Origin of the sequence: Vibrio sp. T3Y01, assembly GCF_013114525.1 — a bacterium.
Taxonomy (GTDB): domain Bacteria; phylum Pseudomonadota; class Gammaproteobacteria; order Enterobacterales; family Vibrionaceae; genus Vibrio; species Vibrio chagasii_B.
In genome coordinates this window covers 95,131-121,656 of the sequence record NZ_VTXJ01000007.1, presented here as the reverse complement: position 1 = coordinate 121,656, position 26,526 = coordinate 95,131, and the positions used below count along the sequence as shown (strand labels likewise).

Sequence of the window (26,526 nt, the reverse complement as noted above, 5' to 3'; positions counted from 1 at the left end):
TTGTTTTAAGGTTATTATTTATTAGGTTGGATGACCATGCCAGTAAATACAATTATGGGGTTATTTGCAAAGTCCCCAATTAAACCTTTGCAGCGTCACGTAGTATGCGTGAACGAATGTTGTTCTCACCTAGTTAATTTCTTTGAAGTTTCTTCAAAGGGTGACTGGGAAAAAGCAGCTGAAATTCGAGCTCAGATTTCTCACCTTGAGAAAGAAGCTGACGTACTAAAACGTGAAATTCGCCTTAAACTTCCTCGTGGTTTGTTTATGCCTGTTGATCGCACCGACATGTTGGAGCTATTAACTCAGCAAGACAAACTAGCAAACCTAGCGAAAGACATTGCTGGCCGTGTATATGGTCGTCAACTTGTCATTCCTGCTCCTCTACAAGAAAACTTCATCGCTTACGTTAAACGTTGTCTAGATGCAGCGAACCAAGCACAAAACGTAATCAATGAACTAGACGAATTACTTGAGACTGGCTTTAAGGGCCGTGAAGTAACACTCGTTGCTGAAATGATTCATCAATTAGATGTAATTGAAGATGACACGGACGCGATGCAGATCGAACTACGCCAACAACTAATGGCGATTGAAGGCGATCTGAATCCAGTTGATATCATGTTCTTATACAAAATTCTTGAATGGGTTGGTGGTATTGCAGATCAAGCACAGCGTGTAGGCGCTCGTCTTGAAGTAATGCTTTCTCGATCTTAAATCATACGTTAACCATATAACGAAGAGCATTTTTTGAACAAACCACTTATGCGTTGAGTATTTCTCTCGCTGAGCGGTTTTTTGCGTCTAAATTTGTTCCGCTTGTTATCAAACAACTAGGTATTACGATGGATATCCTTGCTAACTACGGCACTGTCCTGATTATTGTTGCAGCAGCTTTCGGTTTCTTGATGGCTATTGGTATTGGTGCAAATGACGTTGCGAACGCAATGGGCACCTCAGTAGGCTCTAAAGCTCTAACCGTTAAACAAGCGATCATTATCGCAATGATCTTTGAATTCGCTGGTGCATATCTTGCCGGTGGCGAAGTTACCGATACGATCCGTAAAGGTGTTATCGAAACATCTCTATTCGCACATCAACCAGACGTTCTTGTATTCGGTATGATGTCTGCACTTCTTGCTGCAGGTACATGGCTACTTCTAGCTTCGTACATGGGCTGGCCTGTTTCTACTACTCACTCAATCATCGGTGCAATCATCGGTTTCGCTTGTGTGTCTGTAGGTACTGAAGCGGTAGACTGGAACAGCGTTCAAGGCATTGTGGGCAGTTGGATTATTACTCCTGTCATCTCTGGTTTCTTCGCCTACGTGATATTCGTAAGTGCTCAGCGACTGATTTTTGATACAGAGAACCCGCTATTCAACGCGAAGCGCTTTGTACCGGTATACATGTTCATCACAACGATGGTAATTGCACTGGTAACAATCAAGAAAGGTCTTAAGCACGTTGGTCTTCACCTAAGCAACACTGAAGCATGGGTTTGGGCTGCAGCAGTATCAGCAATTGTAATGATTGGTGGTTACTTATACATCCAGAAGAAATTCGCTAACCGCGAAGAAGACCACGGCTTTGCTGGTGTTGAAGGTATCTTCTCTGTACTAATGGTTATCACAGCTTGTGCTATGGCATTCGCACACGGTTCAAACGACGTTGCAAACGCGATTGGTCCACTGTCTGCTGTTGTATCAACGGTTGAGCACATGGGCGAAATCACAGGTAAGAGCACTATCGCATGGTGGATTCTTCCTCTAGGTGGTTTTGGTATCGTGGTTGGTCTTGCGACTCTTGGTCATAAAGTAATGGCAACCGTAGGTACTGGTATTACAGAACTAACACCGAGCCGTGGCTTTGCAGCACAACTTGCTACAGCATGTACGGTTGTTCTAGCGTCAGGTACTGGTCTTCCAATCTCAACTACACAAACACTGGTTGGTGCGGTATTGGGTGTTGGTTTTGCTCGTGGTATCGCAGCACTGAACTTAGGCGTTGTACGTAATATCGTGGCTTCGTGGATTGTGACACTGCCAGCAGGTGCTCTACTTGCTGTTGTGTTCTTCTACGGTATTCAGGCTATGTTTAGCATGTAATTGCCACTGCGTTAGTCGATGCTAGCGTCAGAATTATGTGAGCTTCAGTAACGATATGTAAATGCCATGTCATTATTGACTCAAACGCACAGAAAGGGAGGCTTTGCCTCCCTTCTTTGTTGCACCGCATAAAGAAACTAAATATTATTTGCTAATTGAGGCTGACTCATCCGCCTACCCAATTAGAATCGTTAAGGGATTTACTGTGAAAAAACTGATTAGCTTAGTTTTGTTCGCAATGCTTGCGGCTCCAGCTGCCTTTGCACAAGACCGTTATATTGCTGACAAACTATTTACTTATATGCATTCTGGCCCAAACAACACCTTCCGTATTATCGGCAGTGTTGACGCTGGTGAGAAGATTACCTACCTGCAAGCAAACAAGAGCACGGGTTACACACAAATCCAAGACAACCGTGGCCGTAAAGGTTGGGTTGAAAGCAAGTTTGTAAGTACTAAAGAGAGTATGGCTCTGCGTATGCCTAAGCTTGAAAAAGAACTGACAGAAGTGAAAACCAAGCTGGCTAACGCACGTCAAACGGCTGACAGTGAAAAAGCAGGCCTAGCAAGTTCTCTAGATTCTCGTAATAAGCAGATTGCTGAACTAGAACAGAACTACAGCGAGATTAGCCAACAGCTAACAAGCTCTCAAACAGAAAACCGTGAACTACGCGCTAAGCTAGACACGCAGAAAGATGACCTACTATTGAAGTACTTCATGTACGGTGGTGGTGTTGCTGGTATTGGTCTACTTCTTGGCCTTGTTCTACCACACATCATCCCTCGTCGTAAGAAATCACCAAACGGCTGGGCGTAAGCTGATCGTTTGACTGTTTTGCATTACGCAAAGTAAATTCAATATCGGATACCAAAAAGGAGCACCTAAGTGCTCCTTTTTATTTATCTCAACATGTTATCAAAGCGCTTGTAGCAGCTTTAGGTTAGCCCTTCCACTCATACAAAGCAGGAATCTCAATCTTCTGCTGATTAAACTCAACAACCACAGATTGCGGCTTGATCTCTAGCAGTTGAACATCATTACCGATCCAATCGCCCTGTGACATCTCTTGCCCATTCACTTTGACCCAACGCTTGTTCTCACTACTTGAGTACATATGGGTTTGTAAGTCAAGCTTAGGTAATACGCCAGACAAACTGTTAACGTGATTTTCGAGCTCAATCACTTGAGGTTCCATCTGGCCTGCTGGTCGCGAGTCCATCGGCTCAGGTGCACTTGGCTGCTCATCCATAATCGCTTCTAGCTTCAATGCCAAATCAGGCGGTAACTCGGTCAAATCCAAGCCTTGTAGCAGGTCGCTATCTGATTGCTGATAATTGCTTTCGTCGTTCACACCAGGTCCAACTTCAGGCTCAGCTAATGACAGCTCTGAATCATCCACTGTTCGCGCAGTGCTCTCTGCTTTGGTTACCGGCACAATTACCCCAGCAGACAGTTGAGTGCTATCAGAGTTAACTTGAGCATAAACCTCTTGGCGAGGTAACGATTTTAACGTCTTGCTTGTCGGCGCTGGACGCACCACAAACAGAGGCTCATCTTCGACTTCTTCTTCGACATTCAAACCAGCCGTTTCGATATCCTTGGCTTGAACAGGCTGGGTTTCTGATTCTGAATTCGATCTAATAGCAGCTTGGTTAGCCGTTTGCTGTTGATGGTAAGATTGATACACCAAGGCACCACCTACCAACAGAGAAGGCACAAGTAAAACAAGCAACCCCATAGCCAACGACGAACCGCGTTTGTTGCTGATACCCTTTGCAGAACTCGGCACTTGATGGTTTTGGTAACCCTTGAAGCTAGATTTGTCTGAGGACTGATTCAACTCATGCATAATGCGTGACATTAGCTCGCTCCTCCGCTTAATGACATTAACTTCGGAGAATCTAGCTGAGCTAGTCTTTGTAGCCTCGCTAAAGTTCGTTGACCAGCAATACCGTCGACCGACATGCCCTGCCATGTTTGAAACGCTTCGACTTTCATTTTTAATTCGTAATCAAATACATCACTACCGGACACAACCTCTCCAAGAACCTCAGAAAGCAACAAATCAAGCAAAGCGACAGCTTCACCCTGATATCCCTCTTTTAACGTTTCTCGCAATGGCTGTTTCCAAATCGCGACATAATCACCATGCCAGACCTTCTCTAAAGATTGCTTCGGCATGACTAACAGTTTTTCGTTCACCAGTAACTCGACAGCGTCTTGTGATGCGCCATAAAGCACAGCAAACACAGGCTCTTGCTCTACATTTAAGTTCAATACCACAGGGACGCCTAACCCTAGAAGGTCATCTAGACTTGCTTGTTGTTGTTCACATACGAACACGCTTTGTGGCTCACTTAAGCATAAACCGTCACGCAGAGAGGATTGGTAGCCCCAAAGCGTATATAAGTCCTTGATCGCCAGCGAACGGTTAGTCCCTTGCATCAAGTGTTGCTGAATATGTGTTGGCAGTGCGAACTTGTCTATCTCAGACTCAACAACCAGCTTAGGCGTATCTGCGACTAACGACCGCTGCATCCTTACTGAGCTTAATGTTTGGGCTTCATTCGAAGGTTGGGTTGTTAGCCATGAGTCAATGTAGCCTGGCGCAAAGTGAAAGGTCGCCATCGCAAGTGCGACACTCAAGGTAGCAGCACTCGCATATTGAACTAACTTTGGTAGCGTGCTCGCTGCACGAGGTTTTTCGACATGGTAAACCTCAGCTTGAAACGCCATGATCTGCTGGCACGCTCTGTTGACCGTGTCATTGCTCGGTGTTTGCTCTCCATCATGAAAAGCTAGCTGAAGCGCCTTATCACACACCAAGTTAATCAACCGTGGAATACCATGTGTATATTGGGCGATCAGCTTAACGGAACGATTCGAAAACAGCATCTGCTCGCCACCCGCTGTCTCTAGACGAAACGCGATGTACTTGCCGGTCTCTTGAATATTGAGAGGCAACAAATGGTAACGCCCTGTAATACGCTGAGCTAATTGACGCAGTTGCGTGGTCTGCAAATGCTGTTGTAATTCAGGTTGGCCAACCAGTAATACTTTTAATAACTTGCGACTGTCGGTTTCCAAATTCGTCAAGAGGCGTAGCTGTTCCAACACATCGGCAGCTAAGTGTTGAGCTTCATCTATCACCAATAAGGTTTGAATACCTTCCGCATGGCTATCCAGTAAGAAATAGTGAATCGCCTGACTCAGCTGCTTGAGTGATGCCTGCTGTGGATAGTCGATCTCGAACTCATCACAGATAGCTTCAAGCAAATCAGTGTTGGAAAACGTAGGGTTGAGTATAAGGCCAGCTTGAGTGTGGCTATCAAGAGAGGACAACATCGCCTTAGCGACCGTTGTTTTACCGGTTCCCACCTCACCAGTAAGCATTGCAAAGCCCCCACCCTCACCTAAACCGGCTTGTAGGTTCTGCATCGCCTCTTGGTGGCGCTGACTCAAAAACAAGTAGCGAGAATTTGGTACAATCGAAAATGGCATCTCAACGAAGCCAAAATATTCCTTATACATGTGCTGCCCTATAATTACGATTAATGGAAAGTACCATTGCTTGCCGTAAAGTCCAGCAGTGATAAAACATTTCGAGGTGATAAGTTGCAAATATACGATAGCCTACCAAAAGAGAATGGGCTACAGCGCTATCTAGTCGGTGGAGCGGTGCGCGATAAACTACTCAATATTGATAGTTATGATAAAGATTGGGTGGTGGTCGGCAGTACCCCTCAAGAGATGGAAAGCCTTGGCTTCACTGCAGTGGGTAAAGACTTCCCAGTATTCTTGCACCCAAAAACCAAGGAAGAACACGCACTGGCTCGCACTGAGAGAAAATCAGGCTCTGGTTACACAGGCTTCGAATGTTACTTCGCGCCAGATGTTAGCCTGGAAGAAGACCTCATGCGCCGCGATCTAACGATCAACGCCATCGCTCAAGATGATGCAGGCAACCTTCACGATCCTTACCACGGCCAGCAAGATCTCTCCGATCGTATTCTTCGACACGTATCCGATGCCTTTGTCGAAGATCCACTTCGAGTGCTGCGAGTGGCGCGCTTCGCTGCCAAACTTCACCATCTCGGTTTTAGCGTCGCCCCTGAAACTATGTTGATGATGAGTGAGATCGTTGAATCTGGTGAACTCGCCCATCTTACTGCAGAACGAGTATGGCAAGAGTGGCACAAATCACTCAGCACACCACACCCAGAAGTCTTTCTTTCCGTATTGAGAGAGTGCGGAGCACTAGCGGTTGTTTTGCCAGAGATTGACGCTCTGTTTGGTGTCCCTCAACCCGAGAAATGGCACCCTGAAATCGACACAGGTATCCATACTATGATGGTGGCTCAGCAAGCAGCGCTATTAAGCCCATCGCTGCCCGTACGCTTTGCCGCTCAAGTGCATGACTTAGGTAAAGGCGTGACACCACAAGCTGAATGGCCAAGCCATAAAATGCACTGCCACACAGGTGTTAAGATCATCAAGAAACTGTGTGAGCGAGTGAGAGTGCCTAATGAATTCAGAGACCTCGCACTATTAGTGTGTGAGCAACACTCAAACATTCATCGTGCAGGCGAGCTCAAGCCGACAACTTTCCTTAAAGTTCTCAACAAGTTCGATGTTTGGCGCAAACCAGATCGCCTTAACGACATCTTGCTATGCTGCCAAGCTGACCACGCTGGTCGCAAAGGGTTAGAAGATCAGCCTTACCCTCAAAAGGCTCGTTTTGAAGCAGCCTATCAGGCAGCACTTCAAGTTGAAGTAAAAGTGATCATTGCTGATGGCTTTAAAGGTAAAGATATTCGAGAAGAGCAAGAGAAGCGCAGAGCGGTGGCTATTGAAAGCGCGTTATCAGAACTCACTGATAGTTAATCTTCAATCTGTTAGTAAGCACGCATTAAAAAGCCCGCAGTTAAGCGGGCTTTTTCAATTTTACGACGAGGCTGTTATCAGCGTCTGTTATTGCATCATTAAGAAAGCAAACAGACCACAACCTAGAATTAGGCGGTAGATAACAAACGGCGTCATGCCCATACGAGAGATAAGCTTCAAGAAGAAATGAATACAGATGTAAGCACTGATGAAAGACACCGCAACGCCGGTTAGCAGTGTACCAACGTGGATTGGATCGCCACTGGTCACAAGCTTAAGGCCTAAGTAACCACCAGCTAAAGTGATGATTGGGATAGACATTAGGAAAGAGAATCGAGCTGCCGCTTCACGAGTAAAGCCAAGGTAAAGTGCTGCTGTAATCGTAGCACCTGAGCGAGAAGTACCAGGAATAATTGCCATAGCTTGAGCAAGACCAATAAACAACGCTTTTTTCCAGCCCGCTTGGTACTCATCATCACGTAGGCTTGAGTTCTTATCCACCCACCACAACAACAAACCAAAGACGATGGTCGTTGTCGCAATTACCCATGCACTGCGCAGGTAAAGTTCAACAATGTCCTTCATCAGCAGGCCAAAGATACATGCCGGAATCGTCGCAAGGATAATCATCCACGCCAATTTCGCTTCTTTGCTGCGGTCGCCCTTAAACACTGAGCCGAAGAATGCGCTCAACAACGAAATCACTTCTTTACGGAAATAGATCACGACTGCGGCCAAAGTACCGACATGGACCGCGACATCAAAAGCCAAACCCTGATCTTCCCAGCCTAAAACCGCTGATGGAAGGATCAAGTGTGCCGAACTGGAAATAGGTAAAAACTCAGTAAAGCCTTGCACCAACGCCAATATAAACGCTTCAAAATAACTCATTACTTACCTTTAAAATTATAGTTTTATATCTACGACAGAGAGCGAGTCTAGTTGCTGCATCTTCTGCCATATTTCACTGACGGTTCTTCCGTCTTGCGGGATCACTCTCGCAGGACAAAGATCATAAAGTGGTTGTGTTACAAAAGGATATTTATAGATATCACTGCGTGGTAACTCTGGAGCAGACTCAGATATCTCATCGCCAAACAGCACAATATCAAGATCCAAATTTCGATCCTGAAGCTTGTGTGCATCTTGCGCACGCCCCCATTTGTACTCAATTTTACGAAGTTCTTGTGAAAATTCAGTCAATGAAAGTGGCGTGTCGAGCTCTATCACAAAGTTATAAAATGGATGGCTATCAAAACCGACAGGCTCACAGTGATAGATTTTAGAGCATTTAAGGTTAGTCCCTAACGATTGAAGCTCTGTCCATGCCACCCTTGCATGCTTGTCGCGGTCTATGTTCGTGCCAACACCAACATAGGCGATGGTCATGCTTGACCTCGTTCGATGATCACACCCACCGCTTTTGCTTGAGGAACCGCACCAGGCTTCGCTAGGTGAATTTTAACCCAAGGAACAGAGAACTGAGTCATAATTAGCTCTGCGACTTCTTCAGCAACACGTTCTACGAGTAGAAAACGGCCATTCGTAATGTGATCGAGTACTGCAGTGCTTACTTTCGAATAATCCAAAGCATCAACCACATCATCACTCTGGCCTGCTGGGCGGTTGTCATGAGCCATTTCAATATCAAGAACCAGTTTCTGTTTGATCTCTTGTTCCCAATCGTAAACACCGATCGTTGTAATTACTTCTAGCTGCTCAATGAAAACTTTATCCAGTGCCATGACTTGTCCTTTTAGAGGTCGGATACCCAAATTTGGGAAAAAAACGTATTATTTGCGTAATTCGAGATATGATATCAATTACTCTTGGATTGAGCATTATTTTCCCATCGTTAAGCGTATAACCGTTAAAGGACAGACATGACCCCATTGGCACTTATCATGATCATTGCTGCCTATTTGCTAGGTTCAATCTCTAGTGCGGTCTTGATATGCCGAGTCTTAAGGCTTCCAGATCCTAGAACGGTGGGCTCAAACAACCCAGGCGCAACCAATGTGTTACGTGTCGGTGGCAAAGGTGCCGCAGCAGCAGTATTACTCTGTGATATGTTAAAAGGCACCATTCCAGTCTGGCTTGGCTACTTTCTCGGTATCGACTCAATTATTTTAGGTATCGTTGCGATTGCAGCTTGTCTTGGTCATATGTATCCGATCTTCTTCCACTTTAAGGGTGGTAAAGGCGTCGCAACGGCACTGGGTGCCATCGCCCCAATTGGATTCGACCTAACCGGTATGATCATGGCAACTTGGCTCGTGGTCGCGCTTTTATTTCGTTACTCCTCTTTGGCAGCATTGGTGACAGTGCTACTTGCCCCTTTCTACGCTTGGTTAGTCAAACCGCAATACACCCTGCCCGTGGCTATGCTGTGTTGCTTGATCGTGCTGCGTCACCATCAAAACATCCGCCGCCTACTGGACGGCAGTGAGCCAAAACTCGGACAAAAAAAATCGGCTTAACCTTATATTCAAGATTAAACCGATCATTTCAAACGATAGAAAGTCTACAGCAGGTGCTTACCTAAAAACTCTTTCAGCATAGTGTTTACAAATTCTGGCTGCTCTAGCGAGCTAATATGTCCTGCGCCAGGAATTACCACTAATTCACTACCAGAAATGCAATCATGCATCAGGTAAGATTCAAGTACCGGGCGTGGTTTATCTTCTTGGCCGACAGCGACCAACACAGGTAGAGCAAAGTTCTCTATCGTTTCAATCATGTCACGACGTCCAAACACCATACGACCAATTCGAGCTACTTGCTCTGCTTGCTCGCCCTGTAGTGCCGACAACTGCTGAGTAAAACCTTCTACCAAAGCTGGCGTGTTAGTTTGTGCGTCATTAGCAAAGAACAACGGCACAACCGCTTCTACAATCGGTTGAGGAACCATCTTCGTTTGAGAGATGGTGTCTAGCATGCTGAAGTATTTCGCGTGTGCAACTTCTGGCTCTAGACCGACAAAAGTGTCCATCAGTACCAAAGATTTGATACGTGCTGGTGCCAGCTCTGCAAGCTCAGTACCCCACATACCACCAACCGATAAGCCCACCACAGAAAACTCTTCAATGTTTAAATGGTCAAGCAGTGCCAGAACATGTTGAGCGTAGTCTTTTAGGTTGCCCATTCTATTCGGTGCCGCTTGAGACTCACCATGAGACCAAAGCTCAGGCACAATACAACGGTACTGAGATTTTAACGCTTCAACCTGTGGCTTCCACATCGCACTATCCCAAAGGTAGCTGTGTCCAAGTACAACAACCGGGCCTTCGCCTTCGTCTAGGTACGCCATCGATTGATTATCTACAGTGAACTTATTCATCTTCTTCCCTAATCTCTATCAGCAATTTTTTATCGACATATCGTCGGTAAGCTAAGATATAAAAACGGCCGCACTAGGCGACCGTTTATCGAAACATTTTGATGTATTACGCAATTGGCTCTAATTGGTCGATCGGCCAACGCGGTGTGGCTTGAACTGAAAGATCAGCAGTCTCACCATTTTTCAGGCGCTGCATACCGGCATAAGCGATCATCGCACCATTATCAGTACAGAACTCAGTACGCGGGTAGTAAACCTCGCCACCAATTTTCTTAGCAAGTGCTTCAAGCTCAACACGTAGTTGTTTGTTTGCACTTACACCACCAGCAATCACTATACGTTTCATGCCTGTCTGTTCCAAGGCACGCTTACACTTGATTACCAAGGTACCACAAACCGCCTCTTGGAATGCATATGCGATATCGGCACGGGTTTGCTCACTATCGTCATTGTCACGAATCGTGTTCGCTGCAAAGGTTTTTAGGCCAGAGAAGCTCATATCCAAGCCCGGACGATCCGTCATTGGACGTGGGAACTTAAAACGACCCGGTGTGCCTTTTTCTGCTAGTCGAGATAGTAATGGACCACCAGGGTAATCTAAGCCCATTAACTTAGCCGTTTTATCGAAGGCTTCACCTGCCGCATCATCAATCGATTCACCAAGGATCTTGTATTCACCAATGCCTTTCACTTCGACCATCATGGTGTGCCCCCCCGAAACCAGCAGAGCAACAAATGGGAACGGAGGTGGGTTATCTTCTAACATAGGCGCAAGAAGGTGACCTTCCATATGGTGAACAGGCACAGCTGGTACACCCCAAGCGTAAGCAATACTGCGACCAATGGTTGCACCAACAAGCAGCGCACCAACAAGGCCAGGGCCAGCAGTGTAAGCGACACCGTCGATGTCTTTAGAGGTCAGATTTGCCTCTTTTAGAGCCGCTTTAATTAGCGGAATAGTTTTCTTCACGTGATCACGTGATGCGAGCTCAGGTACCACACCACCGTAATCGGCGTGCAGTTTTACTTGGCTGTATAATTGATGAGAAAGCAGGCCCTGCTCATCATCATAAATTGCGATTCCTGTTTCATCACAAGAGGTTTCAATACCAATAATGCGCATAATTTTCTCGGCACGCTTTCGTCTAAAATGGGAAATTAGCGCAATATTACCCTGCCTAAGCTCTTCAAACAAATATTGTACAGACTATAATCGACAAAGTGCTTTACAAAGCCACTCTGATCGGATTAAAATTCCGCACCATTTTTGATCAAGCTGGTTAGAGACCACACTTAATCGAAAGTTGTCTACGGATAATTTTTCTGATTTGGTCATCAGTAGCCAGCGATAATGAATAACCCCTGAGGTGAAAGGCATATGCCAATAGTTAAAGTACGTGAAAACGAACCGTTCGACGTTGCACTACGTCGTTTCAAGCGCTCTTGTGAAAAAGCAGGTATCCTTTCTGAAGTTCGCCGTCGCGAGCACTACGAAAAGCCAACTACAGTTCGCAAACGCGCTAAAGCAGCAGCTCAAAAGCGTCACGCTAAGAAGCTAGCTCGCGAAAACGCACGTCGCGTTCGCCTGTACTAATAACTTAATCCATAAGGACTGAGTTATGGCTCTTATTGAACAACTCAAAGAAGAGCAAAAATTAGCGATGAAAGCCAAGGACAAACCGCGCCTTGGCACTATCCGTTTAGCTCTTGCTGCTGTAAAGCAACGTGAAGTCGACGAACAGATTACTCTGAGCGATGACGACATTCTTGCTGTGCTAGTAAAAATGGTTAAACAACGTCGCGATTCTGTTGCTCAATATGAATCAGCTGGTCGTCAAGATCTTGCTGACGTGGAACAAGCAGAAATTGCTGTACTTGAAGGCTTTATGCCTCAACCGCTTACTGAAGAAGAAGTAATCGCACTACTTGATAGCGCAATTGCAGAAGCTCAACCTGCGGGCATGCAAGACATGGGTAAAGTAATGGCTATCTTGAAACCACAAATTCAAGGGCGTGCAGATATGGGTAAAGTTAGTGGTTTAGTTCGCTCTAAACTCGCTTAATCCCAAATCAAATTGCAACAAGCCGTGCAATCCTTCGGAACGCACGGCTTGTTTGTATCTGTAACCTATTCAAACTATTATTATCCACACTCTCAGTTAGTGCATTTTTCTAAGGTTTTATGGCAGGACACATCCCGCGTAGTTTCATCGATGATCTCCTAGCGCGTCTCGACATTGTCGACATTGTAGACGCACGCGTGAAACTTAAGAAAAAAGGCAAAAACTACGGTGCTTGTTGCCCATTCCACAACGAAAAGACGCCCTCTTTTAGCGTAAGCCAAGAGAAACAGTTTTATCACTGCTTTGGTTGTGGCGTACACGGCAATGCCATCGACTTCATTATGGAGTTCGAGCGCCTCGAATTCGTTGAAGCCATTGAAGAGCTCGCCTCTTTCTTAGGGCTCGATGTTCCAAGAGAACAACGCAGCGGTGAGATCTCTACCGCACCAAGAGCCAACACTGAACAAAAACGTAACCTCTATGATTTGATGGGCGGCATCAGCCAGTTCTATCGCTCACAGCTAAAAATAGCAGCCAATAAGCCCGCGATTGAGTACCTAAAAAATCGTGGTTTATCGGGCGAGATTGTTCAGAAGTTTGGCATTGGTTATGTGGCCGATGAGTGGGACTTAGTTCGTAAGAACTTTGGCCAACAAAAAGAAGCTCAAGACATGCTGGTAACAGGCGGCATGTTGATCGAAAACGATAAGGGTAATCGATACGACCGATTCCGTGGTCGTGTTATGTTCCCGATTCGCGATCGTCGTGGTCGTGTGATTGGTTTTGGTGGACGTGTCTTAGAAGATGGCACACCAAAATACCTAAACTCACCAGAGACACCTATCTTCCATAAAGGCAAAGAGCTATATGGCCTTTATGAAGTATTACAGGCATACCGTGAACCGCCTCAAGTACTTGTGGTTGAAGGCTACATGGATGTCGTGGCTCTTGCGCAGTATGGTGTAGATTACTCGGTGGCATCACTAGGCACCTCAACAACTGGCGACCACATTCAAATGCTGTTTAGACAAACCAGCACTGTGGTTTGTTGTTACGATGGTGACCGAGCGGGTAAAGAAGCAGCATGGCGCGCTCTAGAAAATGCACTTGAGTACCTGAAAACAGGTAATACACTCAAGTTTCTGTTCTTGCCCGATGGTGAAGACCCAGATAGCTATATAAGAGAACACGGTAAGGCCGCTTTTGAGCAACTCGTCCAAAATGCGACCCCGCTGTCGACCTATTTGTTCGACAACCTGATAGAAATACACAAACTGAACTTGGGAACAACCGAAGGAAAATCGGCACTGCGTGCGCACGCAAGCGCCTTGATTAATAAAATTCCTGACAGCTATTTCCAAGAACTGCTCGAAAAATTACTGGATGAGCGAACTGGATTTGATAACCAACTGAGACGTGCTCGTGTTCATACACAAAACCCGACACCTCAGCCGCACAAAGAGCTCAAGCGAACTCCAATGCGTGAAGTTATCGCTTTGCTTATCCAAAATCCGAGCTATGCTGATATGGTACCGGATTTATCAAGTGTCAAAGGCTTACCGTTGCCTGGGCTAAGTTTATTCGTTGAAGTACTTGATAAATGCCATGCGCATCCCCATATCAACACCGGCCAGTTATTAGAGCACTGGCGAGATAATAAACATGAGGCTCTTCTGTCTCGTCTCGCGAGCTGGGAAATCCCCCTCGACGAAGACAATCAAGAAGACATATTTTTAGACTCATTGGACAAAATACTTGCCCAGTGCGTTGAAAAACAAATTGAAAACCTGCAGGCCAAAGCAAGAAGTGTCGGTTTATCAGCCGAAGAAAAAAGGGAGCTACTAGCTTTAATGCTAGATCTAAAAGCGTAACCCTGTTTGATTAGTCAGCATTTAATAAATTTGTTAACATAATTGGTTTGCATTTGAGAATGCAACGTCCTTCACCAGACCTGAAGTTGGATATCATCTATGGATCAAAATCCGCAGTCACAGCTTAAATTACTTGTTATTAAAGGCAAGGAACAAGGCTATCTGACCTACGCCGAAGTAAACGACCACCTACCTGCAGAAATCGTGGATTCTGAACAGGTAGAAGACATCATTCAAATGATTAACGACATGGGCATCAAAGTAGTTGAAACTGCACCTGATGCTGATGATCTAGCGCTTAATGATGACGATGCCAATATAGATGAAGACGCAGCCGAAGCTGCAGCTGCTGCGCTTTCAAGCGTAGAAAGCGAGATTGGCCGTACTACTGACCCAGTTCGCATGTACATGCGTGAAATGGGTACGGTTGAGCTACTGACTCGTGAAGGCGAAATCGACATTGCTAAACGTATTGAAGATGGTATCAATACAGTTCAGCTATCTGTTGCTGAGTACCCAGGTACTATTCCATACATCTTGGAACAGTTTGACCGCGTACAAGCAGAAGAGATTCGCTTAACAGACCTAATTAATGGCTTTGTTGACCCAGATGACGATGGCACAGCTGCACCAACAGCGACTCACATCGGTTCAGAACTTGCTGAAACAGATCTGGATGACGAAGACGCAGAAGACGTTGATGACGATGAAGAAGAGGAAGAAGAAGATACAGGTATCGATCCTGAGCTTGCTCTTGAGAAATTCACAGCGCTTCGTACTAGCTACCAAAACCGTCAGCTAGCGATCAACGAGTACGGCCATGAAAGCCCGAAAGCAATGCTTGCAACGACAATGATGCAAGACGTATTCAAAGAGTTCCGTCTAACACCAAAACAGTTTGATTACCTAGTAAACGAACTGCGTAACTCTATGGATCGTGTACGTACTCAAGAACGCCTGATCATGCGTCAAACGGTTGAGTACGGCAAAATGCCGAAGAAATCTTTCATTGCTCTATTTACTGGCAACGAATCTAGCGAAGCATGGTTAGATGAAGTACTTGCTTCAGACAAACCATACGCAGAAAAGATCAAACGTCACGAGAACGATATCCGTCGCTCAATCCAAAAACTGGATATGATCGAGAAAGAGACCTCTCTGACTGTTCAAAGCATTAAAGACATCAGCCGTCGTATGTCTATCGGTGAAGCAAAAGCTCGTCGTGCGAAGAAAGAGATGGTTGAAGCGAACTTACGTCTAGTAATCTCGATTGCTAAGAAGTACACAAACCGTGGTCTACAATTCTTGGATCTAATCCAAGAAGGTAACATCGGTCTGATGAAAGCGGTTGATAAGTTTGAATACCGTCGTGGTTACAAGTTCTCTACTTACGCTACATGGTGGATCCGTCAAGCAATCACTCGTTCGATTGCCGACCAAGCTCGTACTATCCGTATTCCGGTTCACATGATCGAAACGATCAACAAACTAAACCGTATCTCTCGTCAAATGCTACAAGAGATGGGTCGTGAACCACTTCCGGAAGAGCTGGCTGAGCGCATGCAAATGCCTGAAGACAAGATCCGTAAAGTACTGAAAATCGCTAAAGAGCCTATCTCAATGGAGACACCAATCGGTGACGACGAAGATTCGCATCTAGGTGATTTCATCGAGGATACAACGCTAGAACTACCTCTAGACTCTGCAACGGCAACCAGCCTACGCGGTGCAACTAAAGACGTTCTTGCTGGCCTAACACCTCGTGAAGCGAAAGTACTGCGCATGCGTTTCGGTATCGACATGAACACTGACCACACTCTAGAAGAGGTTGGTAAGCAGTTCGACGTAACTCGTGAGCGTATCCGTCAGATCGAAGCAAAAGCACTACGTAAACTTCGTCACCCAAGCCGTTCAGAAACTCTGCGCAGCTTCCTAGACGAGTAATCACACACATTGATGTGATTAGCTTTTAAGCATAATTAACAAAAGGTGAGCTATGGCTCACCTTTTTTGTAGCTGTGTGATTTAAGTGGCTAAGATGTAAGCGGAATTGCCCCTTATAGTGTCTAGACACCACTGAATGCTTCCCCTATAATCTATGCCCTACGGCCCCTTAGCTCAGTGGTTAGAGCGCACGACTCATAATCGTTCGGTCCCCAGTTCAAATCTGGGAGGGGCCACCAAATTAGAAAAGCCAGAACAGTTTATGCTGCTCTGGCTTTTTGCTTTTCTAAGCTCGCTATTTATTTACGCCCTACTCGTATCAATACATCCCTGAATGAGTGAACTCCACAGTACACAATGCTAATAGCCTCTCTGTGACTGAGCTTACTTTTCTTTTATAAAAAAATCGGCAATATGAGTGTACATAAATCGCTCAATAGTTCAGGGAAGAAACATGAAAGACGAAACACTCTCGATTCACTTCGGATACGAAACCGATCCTACCACTAAATCCGTTGCTACTCCTATCTACCAAACCGTTGCCTATGAATTTGACGATGCTCAGCATGGTGCTGATCTGTTCAACCTAGAAGTTCCAGGCAATATCTACACTCGCATAATGAACCCAACCAATGATGTGCTAGAAAAGCGCATGGCCGCCTTAGAAGGAGGTATTGCAGGCTTAGTGGTAAGTGCAGGCAGCGCGGCAATCAACTACGCGATTCAGACATTGGCACAAATCGGTGACAACATTGTCTCAACACCTCAGCTTTACGGTGGTACTTACACCTTGTTTGCTCACATGCTGCCAAACCAAGGGATTGAAGTTCGTTTTGCTAAAGACGATAAACCGGAGAGCCTAGCAGAGCTTATCGATGAAAAAACCAAAGCGGTTTACTGTGAGAGTATCGGTAACCCTGCGGGTAATATCATCGACCTAGAGCGTGTCGCCGAACTTGCCCACGCGCAAGGTGTCCCTGTGATTGTCGATAATACCGTCGCGACTCCAGTGCTGTGTAAACCCATTGAGTTTGGTGCTGACATTGTAGTCCATTCACTAACAAAGTACGTGGGTGGTCACGGTACAACCTTGGGTGGTGTGATTGTCGATTCAGGTAAATTCCCATGGGCAGAACACAAAGAGCGCTTCCCGGTATTTAATCAACCTGAGCCCTCTTATCACGGTGTGGTTTATACCGAAGCCTTTGGTGAGGCTGCATTTATTGGTCGCGCTAGAACGGTTCCACTACGCAATACAGGCGCAGCTTTGTCGCCAATGAATGCCTTCATGCTGATGCAAGGTTTAGAGACGCTGTCGTTACGTATGGAGCGCCATACAGAGAACGCGTTGAAAGTAGCTGAATACCTCAGCCAACATGAGAAAGTCAGCTGGGTAAGCTACGCTGGTCTACCAAGTTCAGAATTTTACCCGCTTGCTGAAAAGTACATGCAAGGTAAGCCATCGGCGATTTTATCTTTTGGCTTAAAGGATGGTTACGAAGCGGGTGTTCGCTTTTATGACGCGCTACAAATCTTTAAGCGCTTGGTAAATATTGGCGATGCAAAATCTCTTGCTTGTCACCCAGCGTCGACAACGCACCGTCAACTAAGCGAAGCTGAACAGAAACAAGCCGGTGTATCACCAGAGATGATTCGCCTATCAGTCGGTATTGAACACATCGAAGATATCCTTGCAGACCTAGAGCAAGCTCTTAACGCTTAACGACTATAAGCTGAATATAGATTTACTAAATAGCATGCACAAAAAAGCCCATCATGATGATGGGCTTTCGTCTATTTAAGGGTTTAAGTTAACTTACTCTACCGTTACCGCTTTCGCTAGGTTACGAGGTTGGTCAACGTCAGTACCTTTGATTAGTGCTACGTGGTAAGACAGTAGCTGCATTGGAACTGTGTAGTAGATAGGTGCAGTGACTTCACTCACGTGCGGCATCTTGATGATCTTCATGTTCTCATCGCTTTCAAAGCCTGCATCTTGGTCTGCGAATACATAAAGTAGACCACCACGTGCACGCACTTCCTCAACGTTTGATTTCAGTTTCTCTAGTAGGTCGTTACTTGGTGCAATAACCACTACAGGCATATCGGCATCAATCAGAGCTAGAGGACCGTGCTTAAGCTCACCCGCAGCGTATGCTTCAGCGTGAATGTAAGAGATCTCTTTCAGTTTTAGGGACGCTTCCATTGCGATTGGGTAGTATTCGCCACGACCTAAGAAAAGCGTGTGATGCTTGTCTGCGAAGTCTGTCGCTAGTGCTTCGATCTCTTTATCAAACGCCAGTGCTTTCTCAATGTCAGTCGGCAGTTGGTGAAGCGCTTGCACGATTTCTGCTTCTTTTTCTTCATTGATACGGCCTTGTAGACGACCAATTGAAGTCACCATCATCAGCATTGCTGCAAGTTGAGTTGTGAAAGCCTTAGTTGAAGCTACACCGATCTCGGTGCCTGCACGAGTCATGAATGCGAAGTCAGATTCACGAACCAGTGAAGATCCAGCAACGTTACAGATTGTCATCGCTGACATGTAGCCTTTCTCTTTCGCAAGGCGAAGTGCTGCTAGTGTATCTGCTGTCTCACCAGATTGAGACAGAGTAACCAGTAGGCTATTCGGGCGAACGACGAAGTCACGGTAACGGAACTCAGAAGCGATCTCTACGTCACAGCTTACGCCTGCTAGAGACTCAAACCAGTAGCGAGCAGCCATACCAGAGTTGTAAGACGTACCACATGCGATGATCTGCACGTGTTCAACCTTACTTAGGATCTCTTCGGCTTTAACACCAATCGCGTTAGTGATAACAGAAGTATCTGAGATGCGGCCTTCCATTGTGTTGATCAGCGCCGTTGGCTGTTCGAAGATCTCTTTCTGCATGAAATGACGGTACTTACCTTTGTCACCTGCATCATGCTCTGCATTTGATTCAACGATTTCACGCTCAACACGCTCACCTGCAACGTCAAATACGGTCACATCACGACGAGTTACTTCAGCAACATCACCCTCTTCTAGGTACATGAAGCGGCGAGTTACGCTTAGTAGTGCAAGTTGGTCTGATGCTAGGAAGTTTTCACCCACACCAAAACCGATAACGATAGGGCTACCAGAGCGAGCCACAACAATACGGCTAGGATCTTTACGATCAACCACAACGGTACCGTAGGCGCCGTCCAACTGTTTTGCTGTTTTCTGCAGTGCTTCAACCAAAGAAGCTGAAGTGCGAAATTCCCACTCCACTAGATGAGCGATAACTTCAGTATCCGTTTGAGAAGAAAATACGTAGCCACGCTCTTGCAGCATTGCACGCAGTGCTTCATGATTTTCGATAATACCATTATGCACTACCGCAATGTCACCAGACATGTGTGGGTGCGCGTTTGCTTCAGACGGCTCGCCGTGTGTTGCCCAACGAGTGTGAGCGATACCTGTACCACCAATCACTTGTTGCTCTTCTACCGCGTCTGCTAGCTCTTGTACTTTACCTAGGCGACGTACGCGAGTTAGATTTGATTCGGTATCAACCACAGCGACACCCGCTGAGTCGTAGCCACGGTACTCTAGGCGGCGAAGGCCTTCTACTAAAATCTCGGCTACATCACGCTGTGCTACTGCACCAACAATTCCACACATAGTTTGACTCCATCAATTTCGTTTATTCCTATTGGCAGCAAGCAAAGGCCATGTCTTTATTAAGAACAATTATAGGAAGTTAAATGCATAATAGTTAAAATAAGTTGTTAAGCTGGATCCGTTAAGATCACTCGAACATCATGTGATTCAATACTTGCCTGAGATTCTTTGCTCAAGTCTGTATCTGTAATTAAGATGTCGATGTGATCCCATGCCAACTCTAGATTAGGGATCTTTCGTCCCACTTTTTCTGACTCAACCATCACGATCACTTCTCGTGACACTTCAGCCATCACTTTACTTAAGCCAACCAGTTCGTTGAACGTGGTTGTGCCTCTGTCGAGGTCGATACCATCAGCCCCGATAAATAGTTGGTCAAAATCGTAAGCACGCAAAACTGACTCTGCAACTTTGCCTTGAAAAGAATCCGAATGGGTATCCCAAGTGCCGCCGGTCATGAGTAGCGTTGGTTCACTTTCCAGCTCATTGAGCGCGTTAGCCACATGCAACGAGTTGGTCATGACAACCAAACCACGCTTACTGTTTAGTTGCTGAATTAGGGCACCTGTTGTGCTGCCGCTGTCGATCACGATTCGATTATGGTCGCGAATTAAATCTGCAGCTGCTTTCGCTAACGAAACCTTTCGAGTCGAAACTTTTTGACCCAATTCCTCGTTCACAACCTCTTTCGGTAGCGAAATCGCACCACCATAACGGCGTAAAAGCTGACCGTTTTTCTCTAAAGACGCTAAGTCCTTTCTAATAGTGACCTCTGAGGTTTCGAACTTAGCGGACAATTCATCAACACTAACCTCCCCTTTTTCGTTCACTAGGTTAGAAATTGCATGTCTTCTGAGCTGAGTGTTTCGTTTCGACATTTAAAAAAGACCAGTAAGTTTCGATATGAAACATATTATAGTTACAACGAAACTATTTAGTCCATTTATTTTGATCCAAAAAATTAATAAATAGCGATAAAACCTTGTCCTAAGACAATTGTTAAGCAGTGATATTGAATTGATTAGGTGGTAGAATCCGCACCCGAAAAGAAAAAAAATTACAAAACTGACCGTTATTTTTTTGCAACTTTCACCTGATATATTGGTGTAAGTCACAGAAACCCGATGTTGAATCAAAATCTTTTGGTCATAAAATGACTAAAATTGATGAAAGACTTACAACTCTGAAGGACATATTGGAAGTCCCGCGATTTTACTCAACAGGCACAAAATGTTGATGTAGCGGACCAATCTTCAGAACTTAAATAAATTTCAAATTGTAACAATACTTACCGGAGAGTACCTTCCATGAAAAAGACCAAAATCGTATGTACGATTGGCCCTAAAACTGAATCTGTAGAGAAGCTAACTGAACTAGTAGATGCTGGCATGAACGTTATGCGTCTTAACTTCTCTCACGGTGATTTCGCAGAGCACGGCACTCGTATTGCGAACTTCCGCGAAGTAATGGACAAAGTAGGTAAGCAACTTGCTATCCTTCTTGATACTAAAGGCCCTGAGATCCGTACTATCAAGCTAGAAGGCGGTAACGACGTAGATCTAGTAGCTGGTCAAGAATTCACTTTCACAACTGATACTTCAGTTGTAGGTAACAAAGAGACTGTAGCGGTAACTTACGCTGGTTTCGCAGCTGACCTAAACGCTGGTAACACAATCCTAGTAGATGACGGCCTAATCGAAATGGAAGTTATCTCTACTACTGAAACTGAAGTTAAGTGTAAAGTTCTTAACAACGGCGCACTAGGCGAAAACAAAGGTGTTAACCTTCCTGGCGTTTCTGTTCAACTTCCAGCTCTTTCTGAGAAAGACAAAGCTGACCTTAAGTTTGGTTGTGAGCAAGGCGTTGATTTCGTAGCAGCATCTTTCATCCGTAAAGCATCTGACGTTAAAGAGATCCGTGAGATCCTAGACGCAAACGGCGGCAACGATATCCACATCATCTCTAAGATTGAGAACCAAGAAGGTGTAGATAACTTCGACGAAATCCTTGAGCTTTCTGACGGTATCATGGTTGCTCGTGGTGACCTAGGTGTTGAAATCCCAGCTGAAGAAGTAATCTTCGCTCAGAAAATGATGATCGAGAAGTGTAACCGTGCACGTAAGATGGTTATCACAGCAACTCAAATGCTTGATTCTATGATCAACAACCCACGTCCAACTCGTGCAGAAGCGGGTGACGTTGCGAACGCAATCATGGATGGTACTGACGCAGTAATGCTTTCTGGCGAAACGGCTAAAGGTAAGTACCCAGTTGAAGCTGTTACTATCATGGCTCAAATCGCGAACCGTACTGATTCAGCTCTTAAAGCTGAGCTAGGTTCTCGTCTAGACAGCCCACGTCTACGCATCACTGAAGCAGTATGTAAAGGCGCAGTAGACACAGCGGAGAAGCTAGCTGCTCCTCTAATCATCGTTGCTACTGAAGGCGGCAAGTCTGCACGTTCAGTACGTAAGTACTTCCCAACTGCAAACATCATTGCACTGACAACTAACCAAAAGACAGCTGCTCAGCTTGTTCTTACTAAAGGTGTTCGTCCAGTTCTTGTTGAGTCTATCGACAGCACTGATGCTTTCTACAAAATGGGTAAAGAATACGCACTTGAAGCTGAGTTCGGCAGCAAAGGCGACATCGTTGTAATGGTTTCTGGTGCTCTAGTAGCTTCAGGCACTACAAACACGGCATCTGTTCACGTTCTATAAGAATGAACCGATTCGCATAAAATATAAAAGAGGGCTTCGGCCCTCTTTTTTTATGAAACAAAATCTTGCCTAACTTTTCAGTACGCTGTATTATCAATCACAATAGAACTACGTACTGTTAACTTCCAATGGACTCTTTCTAAGAGACGGATTAGCAGACTAGAAATCAAATATACATGAGGTTTGTAATGTCTAGTCCTACTCTCACTGACAAAGTATCAAAGATGATTCGCCAAGATATTCTTAATGGTGAGTTAGCCCCAGGCCAAAAGCTCGTTGTTGCTGATCTAAAGAACAGATACAACGTTGGCGCATCTCCGATTCGTGAAGCCCTAGTACAGTTATCTTGGAGCAAATACGTGAAGCTCGAGCCGCAAAAAGGCTGCTGGGTATCGCCAGTGTCAAAGAAAGAGCTGAATGATCTTTATGAAAGCTTACGTGTCGTGTCTTCAGTTCTACTAAAAAAAGCCATTTCTGCGGGGGATGAAACTTGGGAACTGGATGTACTGACTTCTTACCATAAACTTTCGCGAGTACAGCACGTATCTGAAGAGTTTGATTGTGTGGAATGGGAAGAACGTCACCAACAATTCCACGTTGCGCTACTTGAAGGTGCGGATTCAGAGAACATGTTTAGCTTCTTTGAAGATTTGATCAATCAAGTAAAACGTTACCGCTTCCTAGCGATGTCGGCGGAAAGTGCATCAGATGATCTGTTCAATATTGATGAGCACGAAATGATCATGAAACTCGTGCTGTCAAAAAACGTAGAACAAGCGACAGAGTTGCTTGATCAACACCTACTAGGTTCAATGAAGCGAATTGAAGAAGTTATCGAAGCGGCTTAATGCAGCGATAAATTTTGAACAAATAAAAACGGAGCCTAGCAGCTCCGTTTTTTGTTTTTCAGCATCAAGCTGGCTACCACCCAAAAAACTCTTTGTGATGAGTATTGAGCAGCAAAACCATAGGTAAGAAATACAAAGCACTCAGCTTAAAACCAAGAATGACCAATGTACCTATGGTTAATCTCACTAAAAAATCGACAAACATACCACGCCTCTTTCAACCAGACTGTATGATCCCCAAACTCTTGCTCCAGCTAACCTAATTCTACTGCTGCTTTTCAACTCTTTGAAAAAGCTAGCTAACCAGCTGAATTAAGTTAACGGTGTCATCCCTTTAATATCTGGTAAACACTCTATTTATCACACCGCTTAACACGATGTAATCTGAAGCAAGGTAGTTTACTCATTGTTCATTTTAGCTCAAATTTTCGCCAACATTAGACTTTAGTCTAACCGTATAGAATTTGTGACATAGATCGCTCAAAAATGAGATTCCTCATATATACACAGAAGAAACGGCTTCATCACTTACTGAGTTGCAAGCTATATAAAGAGTACTCGATGGGAAAGCGGGAGGATATTTAGGAGTAAATAGAGCCTGTAGCTAAGCAACATCCGCATAGCTAGGACAAATCGAGACGGTATTTCGTCCAGAGGATTTCGATTCGTAAAGGCCGACGTCTGCGCATTTGTATGAACGGGTACTGTTACTCGTCAAATCAGTGAAACCGACGCTGACGGTTACCTTGGTGCCCGCAGATAACTCAATCTCGATTCGCAGCCGGTCCAATACACGCTTCGCTTCTGATAAAGAGGTGTGCGGCATCAACAGTGCAAACTCTTCCCCACCAACACGCGCCACAAAATCGGTACTACGGAGGCTGTCTTGTAGAAGCTTAGCTACTCTTGCAATCACACGATCGCCCTCATCATGACCAAGCTCGTCATTAATTCGCTTAAAGTTATCGATATCGACTAAAGCTAAACAAGTAGTCGCCTCATTTGGGTAACGCTCAACCAAACGAGAATAATAAGCTAACTGCTCTTCAAACTTTCGACGGTTCCAAAGGTTACTCAAAGCGTCTCGCTCACTCAGAAAACGCAGACGAACTTCGAGCTCTTTCCTTACTGATATATCCACCAGCGAAGTAATGTAGTAGCTTACTTTCCCTGAACTGTTCTTGACCGCATGGACACGCATAATAGCGGTAAAAGGGATGCGCAGTTTGTTTTTACACAGCACTTCCCCTTCCCACACTTCTTCGTTGTCTAGGTGTCGCCAGATGGATTCGCTGGTGATCTGCTGCTCTGTATTTTCCAACAGAAGTTGCAGCGCATTATGACCGATAACTTGTGCTTCGCTGTAACCGGTCATATTTTCAAACTCGTTGTTGATCATCATAGTACGATGCTGCTTATCAGTGATCATCACGGCAGACATGCCATTCAACGCTGCGCGTGCTAACTTACTCTCTAAGCTACGACGTCGATAATGCGTCACCAGATAAGCAAATGGGAACGCGAACAGCAACACAGTGAAAAGCACTATGATCTCTTCATGGGCAAGATCATTTAGATCACGTTCAGCTCTAGCGAGCAGTTGTTTTTGATTCAATTGAATCACAAGGTGCATCTTTTGATTATTAGCTAACTGAACCGTGTTAAACGCGAACAAGTTACCATCTTCAAACACAGTGCCCATTTGTTGTCGAGAGAGGGCTTCCCATGTTTGAGGTGCGATATTTTTTAGGTTGAAGCCTTTCCTTTCAGGAACAGAATCGCCAAACAATTTACTGTTGTTTGGACTCGCAATGTAATAACCCTCACCATTGACGACTTCAGCTCTAAAATCATAATCAGGTGCGAAATTAAGACGTGAAGACAACCCCCAGACATCCAGATTGATCACCAAATAACCGACTCGCTTCTCCGGAGTTTCAACAGGCGTGAAGACTCTAAACACCGGTTTATAAGGATATGCCAATTCACCATGTTCGGTTTCAAGCTCAATTCCCCAACCACCAATATCTTCATGCTCTAAGCTCTTAGCAAAATGATAGTAGCTAGAGTCAGACCTATCTTGTAATTGCTGAGGTATTGTCACAGCGCCCGTGGCAGAGGAATAATTAACTCGGACCAGCTCTTTACCCTCAACATCGATAAGATGAATTTGTGTATACCATTTTTGGTTCACTAACACAGACTGCCATACCTCTTCGAGGAGGCTTTTGGTTTGTTCAGAGGGGGAGGAAGCGAAATTAACAAGGCTTTGACTATGACTCAGTAGTTTCATCACCGAAACCAACTGAGATTTTAAGAGCTTGTAATCTCGTTCTGCGTAAACCAACTGATGAAGGGCTTGTTTCGCAGAGTAATCAAAACTTTGTTGTTTTACTTCTTGGTAACGTTGTAAATAGTAAAGACCCACTGCAGCAGACAGTGTTATCGAAATAATCAGCAATGTAATTATCGATTTACTATTTCTCATTGATAACTCGAGTAAAAGAAGGCGTGAAGCGCAGGATTATAGCACTCTATAAAATTAACAAAATAAAAGCCGCTTAAAAAAGCGGCTATAAAACTATTTTTTAAGTGCTTGTTGTTTAAGCTTTCAGCGCGCGTTCGCCACGGGCGATGCCCACAACGCCACTGCGTGCCACTTCAAGTACTTCAGTCACTTCAGACAACGCTTGAATGAAAGCATCCAGCTTTTCGCTCGTACCCGCCATTTGCACTGTATATTGAGAAGCCGTCACATCAACGATCTGACCACGGAAGATATCCGCTGTGCGTTTCACTTCTGCACGAGCAAAACCGCTCGCACGTACTTTAACCATCAAGAGCTCACGCTCGATGTGTTCAAGCTCAGACACCTCTTGCACTTTTAGTACATCGATCAGCTTGTGCAGTTGCTTTTGAATCTGTTCAAGCTGCATTTCGCTCGAGTTGGTCGTCACGTTCAAACGAGAAAGCGTTGGATCATCGGTTGGCGATACGTTCAACGACTCAATGTTGTAGCCACGTTGAGAAAACAAACCAACCACACGAGAAAGCGCACCCGGTTGGTTTTCCATTAGTAGTGAAATAATGTGTCTCAT

At 45.1% G+C, this 26,526-nt stretch carries 23 protein-coding genes and 1 tRNA gene; 13 read left to right on the top strand and 11 right to left on the bottom strand.

Features of this window, described 5'->3' with window-relative positions; all coding sequences use genetic code 11:
* The first annotated feature begins 36 nt into the window (after window positions 1-36).
* The 3 genes from F0232_RS09655 (at window position 37) to F0232_RS09645 (ending at window position 2,925) form a co-directional block, all read left to right on the top strand.
* A complete protein-coding gene (locus F0232_RS09655) occupies window positions 37-717 on the top strand; it encodes a TIGR00153 family protein (protein ID WP_008222549.1) in 681 nt (226 codons plus the stop codon).
* 128 nt (window positions 718-845) lie between these two features.
* Window positions 846-2,108 carry an inorganic phosphate transporter gene (locus tag F0232_RS09650; protein ID WP_061033573.1) on the top strand — a complete coding sequence of 421 codons (1,263 nt, stop codon included), beginning with the start codon at window positions 846-848 and terminating at the stop codon, window positions 2,106-2,108.
* Window positions 2,109-2,313: 205 nt separating this feature from the next.
* Window positions 2,314-2,925, top strand: coding sequence for a TIGR04211 family SH3 domain-containing protein (locus tag F0232_RS09645; RefSeq protein ID WP_008222545.1), 612 nt, complete (start codon window positions 2,314-2,316; stop codon window positions 2,923-2,925).
* Between the two features lie 124 nt (window positions 2,926-3,049).
* Here F0232_RS09645 and F0232_RS09640 read toward each other — a convergent pair whose 3' ends face one another.
* Together F0232_RS09640 and F0232_RS09635 are read right to left on the bottom strand one after the other, a co-directional pair.
* Entirely contained in the window at window positions 3,050-3,970 is a 921-nt protein-coding gene (locus F0232_RS09640) for a general secretion pathway protein GspB (protein WP_105059008.1), read from the bottom strand.
* Window positions 3,970-5,640 (bottom strand): ExeA family protein, encoded by a 1,671-nt coding sequence (locus F0232_RS09635; RefSeq protein ID WP_171730862.1) that lies wholly within the window; start codon window positions 5,638-5,640, stop codon window positions 3,970-3,972. The genes F0232_RS09640 and F0232_RS09635 overlap by 1 nt, the downstream gene beginning before the upstream one ends.
* Window positions 5,641-5,676: 36 nt before the next feature.
* Here F0232_RS09635 and F0232_RS09630 point away from each other — a divergent pair, with 36 nt between their 5' ends.
* Complete coding sequence (locus F0232_RS09630; protein WP_061033570.1) at window positions 5,677-6,993, top strand: multifunctional CCA addition/repair protein; 1,317 nt, start codon at window positions 5,677-5,679, stop codon at window positions 6,991-6,993.
* Between the two features lie 87 nt (window positions 6,994-7,080).
* Here F0232_RS09630 and F0232_RS09625 read toward each other — a convergent pair whose 3' ends face one another.
* From F0232_RS09625 to folB, 3 genes are read right to left on the bottom strand one after another with little or no spacing between them, the layout of a single operon-like run.
* Window positions 7,081-7,884 carry an undecaprenyl-diphosphate phosphatase gene (locus tag F0232_RS09625; RefSeq protein WP_061033569.1) on the bottom strand — a complete coding sequence of 268 codons (804 nt, stop codon included), beginning with the start codon at window positions 7,882-7,884 and terminating at the stop codon, window positions 7,081-7,083.
* A gap of 15 nt (window positions 7,885-7,899) precedes the next feature.
* Entirely contained in the window at window positions 7,900-8,382 is a 483-nt protein-coding gene (gene folK / locus F0232_RS09620) for a 2-amino-4-hydroxy-6-hydroxymethyldihydropteridine diphosphokinase (RefSeq protein WP_061033568.1), read from the bottom strand.
* Window positions 8,379-8,738, bottom strand: coding sequence for a dihydroneopterin aldolase (gene folB / locus F0232_RS09615; protein WP_105059010.1), 360 nt, complete (start codon window positions 8,736-8,738; stop codon window positions 8,379-8,381). The genes folK and folB overlap by 4 nt, the downstream gene beginning before the upstream one ends.
* Window positions 8,739-8,876: 138 nt before the next feature.
* Between folB and plsY the strand changes: the two genes are divergently transcribed.
* Window positions 8,877-9,473: a glycerol-3-phosphate 1-O-acyltransferase PlsY gene (plsY, locus tag F0232_RS09610; RefSeq protein WP_061033566.1), complete on the top strand. Its 597-nt coding sequence runs from the start codon at window positions 8,877-8,879 to the stop codon at window positions 9,471-9,473.
* A gap of 44 nt (window positions 9,474-9,517) precedes the next feature.
* Here plsY and F0232_RS09605 read toward each other — a convergent pair whose 3' ends face one another.
* Entirely contained in the window at window positions 9,518-10,333 is an 816-nt protein-coding gene (locus tag F0232_RS09605; protein WP_061033565.1) for an alpha/beta fold hydrolase, read from the bottom strand.
* A gap of 106 nt (window positions 10,334-10,439) precedes the next feature.
* The gene (tsaD, locus tag F0232_RS09600) at window positions 10,440-11,456 is read right to left on the bottom strand and encodes a tRNA (adenosine(37)-N6)-threonylcarbamoyltransferase complex transferase subunit TsaD (protein WP_004740786.1); all 1,017 of its coding nucleotides are present in this window, start codon (window positions 11,454-11,456) and stop codon (window positions 10,440-10,442) included.
* A 255-nt stretch (window positions 11,457-11,711) separates the two neighbouring features.
* Here tsaD and rpsU point away from each other — a divergent pair, with 255 nt between their 5' ends.
* From rpsU to F0232_RS09570, 6 genes are all read left to right on the top strand, one after another.
* Window positions 11,712-11,927, top strand: coding sequence for a 30S ribosomal protein S21 (gene rpsU / locus F0232_RS09595; RefSeq protein ID WP_004396009.1), 216 nt, complete (start codon window positions 11,712-11,714; stop codon window positions 11,925-11,927).
* A 25-nt stretch (window positions 11,928-11,952) separates the two neighbouring features.
* Window positions 11,953-12,396, top strand: a complete 444-nt coding sequence (locus F0232_RS09590) for a GatB/YqeY domain-containing protein (protein WP_008222517.1) — start codon at window positions 11,953-11,955, stop codon at window positions 12,394-12,396.
* 119 nt (window positions 12,397-12,515) lie between these two features.
* Entirely contained in the window at window positions 12,516-14,267 is a 1,752-nt protein-coding gene (dnaG, locus tag F0232_RS09585; protein WP_061033564.1) for a DNA primase, read from the top strand.
* Window positions 14,268-14,366: 99 nt separating this feature from the next.
* Window positions 14,367-16,211 (top strand): RNA polymerase sigma factor RpoD, encoded by a 1,845-nt coding sequence (gene rpoD, locus F0232_RS09580; RefSeq protein ID WP_008222514.1) that lies wholly within the window; start codon window positions 14,367-14,369, stop codon window positions 16,209-16,211.
* A 163-nt stretch (window positions 16,212-16,374) separates the two neighbouring features.
* Window positions 16,375-16,450, top strand: a tRNA-Ile gene (locus F0232_RS09575).
* Window positions 16,451-16,665: 215 nt separating this feature from the next.
* Window positions 16,666-17,934 (top strand): O-acetylhomoserine aminocarboxypropyltransferase/cysteine synthase family protein, encoded by a 1,269-nt coding sequence (locus F0232_RS09570; RefSeq protein ID WP_105059011.1) that lies wholly within the window; start codon window positions 16,666-16,668, stop codon window positions 17,932-17,934.
* Window positions 17,935-18,027: 93 nt separating this feature from the next.
* Here F0232_RS09570 and glmS read toward each other — a convergent pair whose 3' ends face one another.
* Both glmS and F0232_RS09560 read right to left on the bottom strand, forming a co-directional pair.
* Window positions 18,028-19,860, bottom strand: coding sequence for a glutamine--fructose-6-phosphate transaminase (isomerizing) (gene glmS, locus F0232_RS09565; protein ID WP_105059012.1), 1,833 nt, complete (start codon window positions 19,858-19,860; stop codon window positions 18,028-18,030).
* Between the two features lie 107 nt (window positions 19,861-19,967).
* The gene (locus F0232_RS09560) at window positions 19,968-20,738 is read right to left on the bottom strand and encodes a DeoR/GlpR family DNA-binding transcription regulator (protein WP_061033552.1); all 771 of its coding nucleotides are present in this window, start codon (window positions 20,736-20,738) and stop codon (window positions 19,968-19,970) included.
* 429 nt (window positions 20,739-21,167) lie between these two features.
* Here F0232_RS09560 and pykF point away from each other — a divergent pair, with 429 nt between their 5' ends.
* Window positions 21,168-22,580: a pyruvate kinase PykF gene (pykF, locus tag F0232_RS09555; protein WP_008219975.1), complete on the top strand. Its 1,413-nt coding sequence runs from the start codon at window positions 21,168-21,170 to the stop codon at window positions 22,578-22,580.
* 176 nt (window positions 22,581-22,756) lie between these two features.
* Window positions 22,757-23,428, top strand: a complete 672-nt coding sequence (locus F0232_RS09550; RefSeq protein WP_081090364.1) for a GntR family transcriptional regulator — start codon at window positions 22,757-22,759, stop codon at window positions 23,426-23,428.
* A gap of 604 nt (window positions 23,429-24,032) precedes the next feature.
* On the opposite strand, the gene F0232_RS09545 is transcribed toward F0232_RS09550, so the two are convergent.
* Both F0232_RS09545 and ilvN read right to left on the bottom strand, forming a co-directional pair.
* Window positions 24,033-25,916: a diguanylate cyclase gene (locus F0232_RS09545; RefSeq protein ID WP_105059013.1), complete on the bottom strand. Its 1,884-nt coding sequence runs from the start codon at window positions 25,914-25,916 to the stop codon at window positions 24,033-24,035.
* 115 nt (window positions 25,917-26,031) lie between these two features.
* Window positions 26,032-26,526: an acetolactate synthase small subunit gene (ilvN, locus tag F0232_RS09540; RefSeq protein WP_008219984.1), complete on the bottom strand. Its 495-nt coding sequence runs from the start codon at window positions 26,524-26,526 to the stop codon at window positions 26,032-26,034.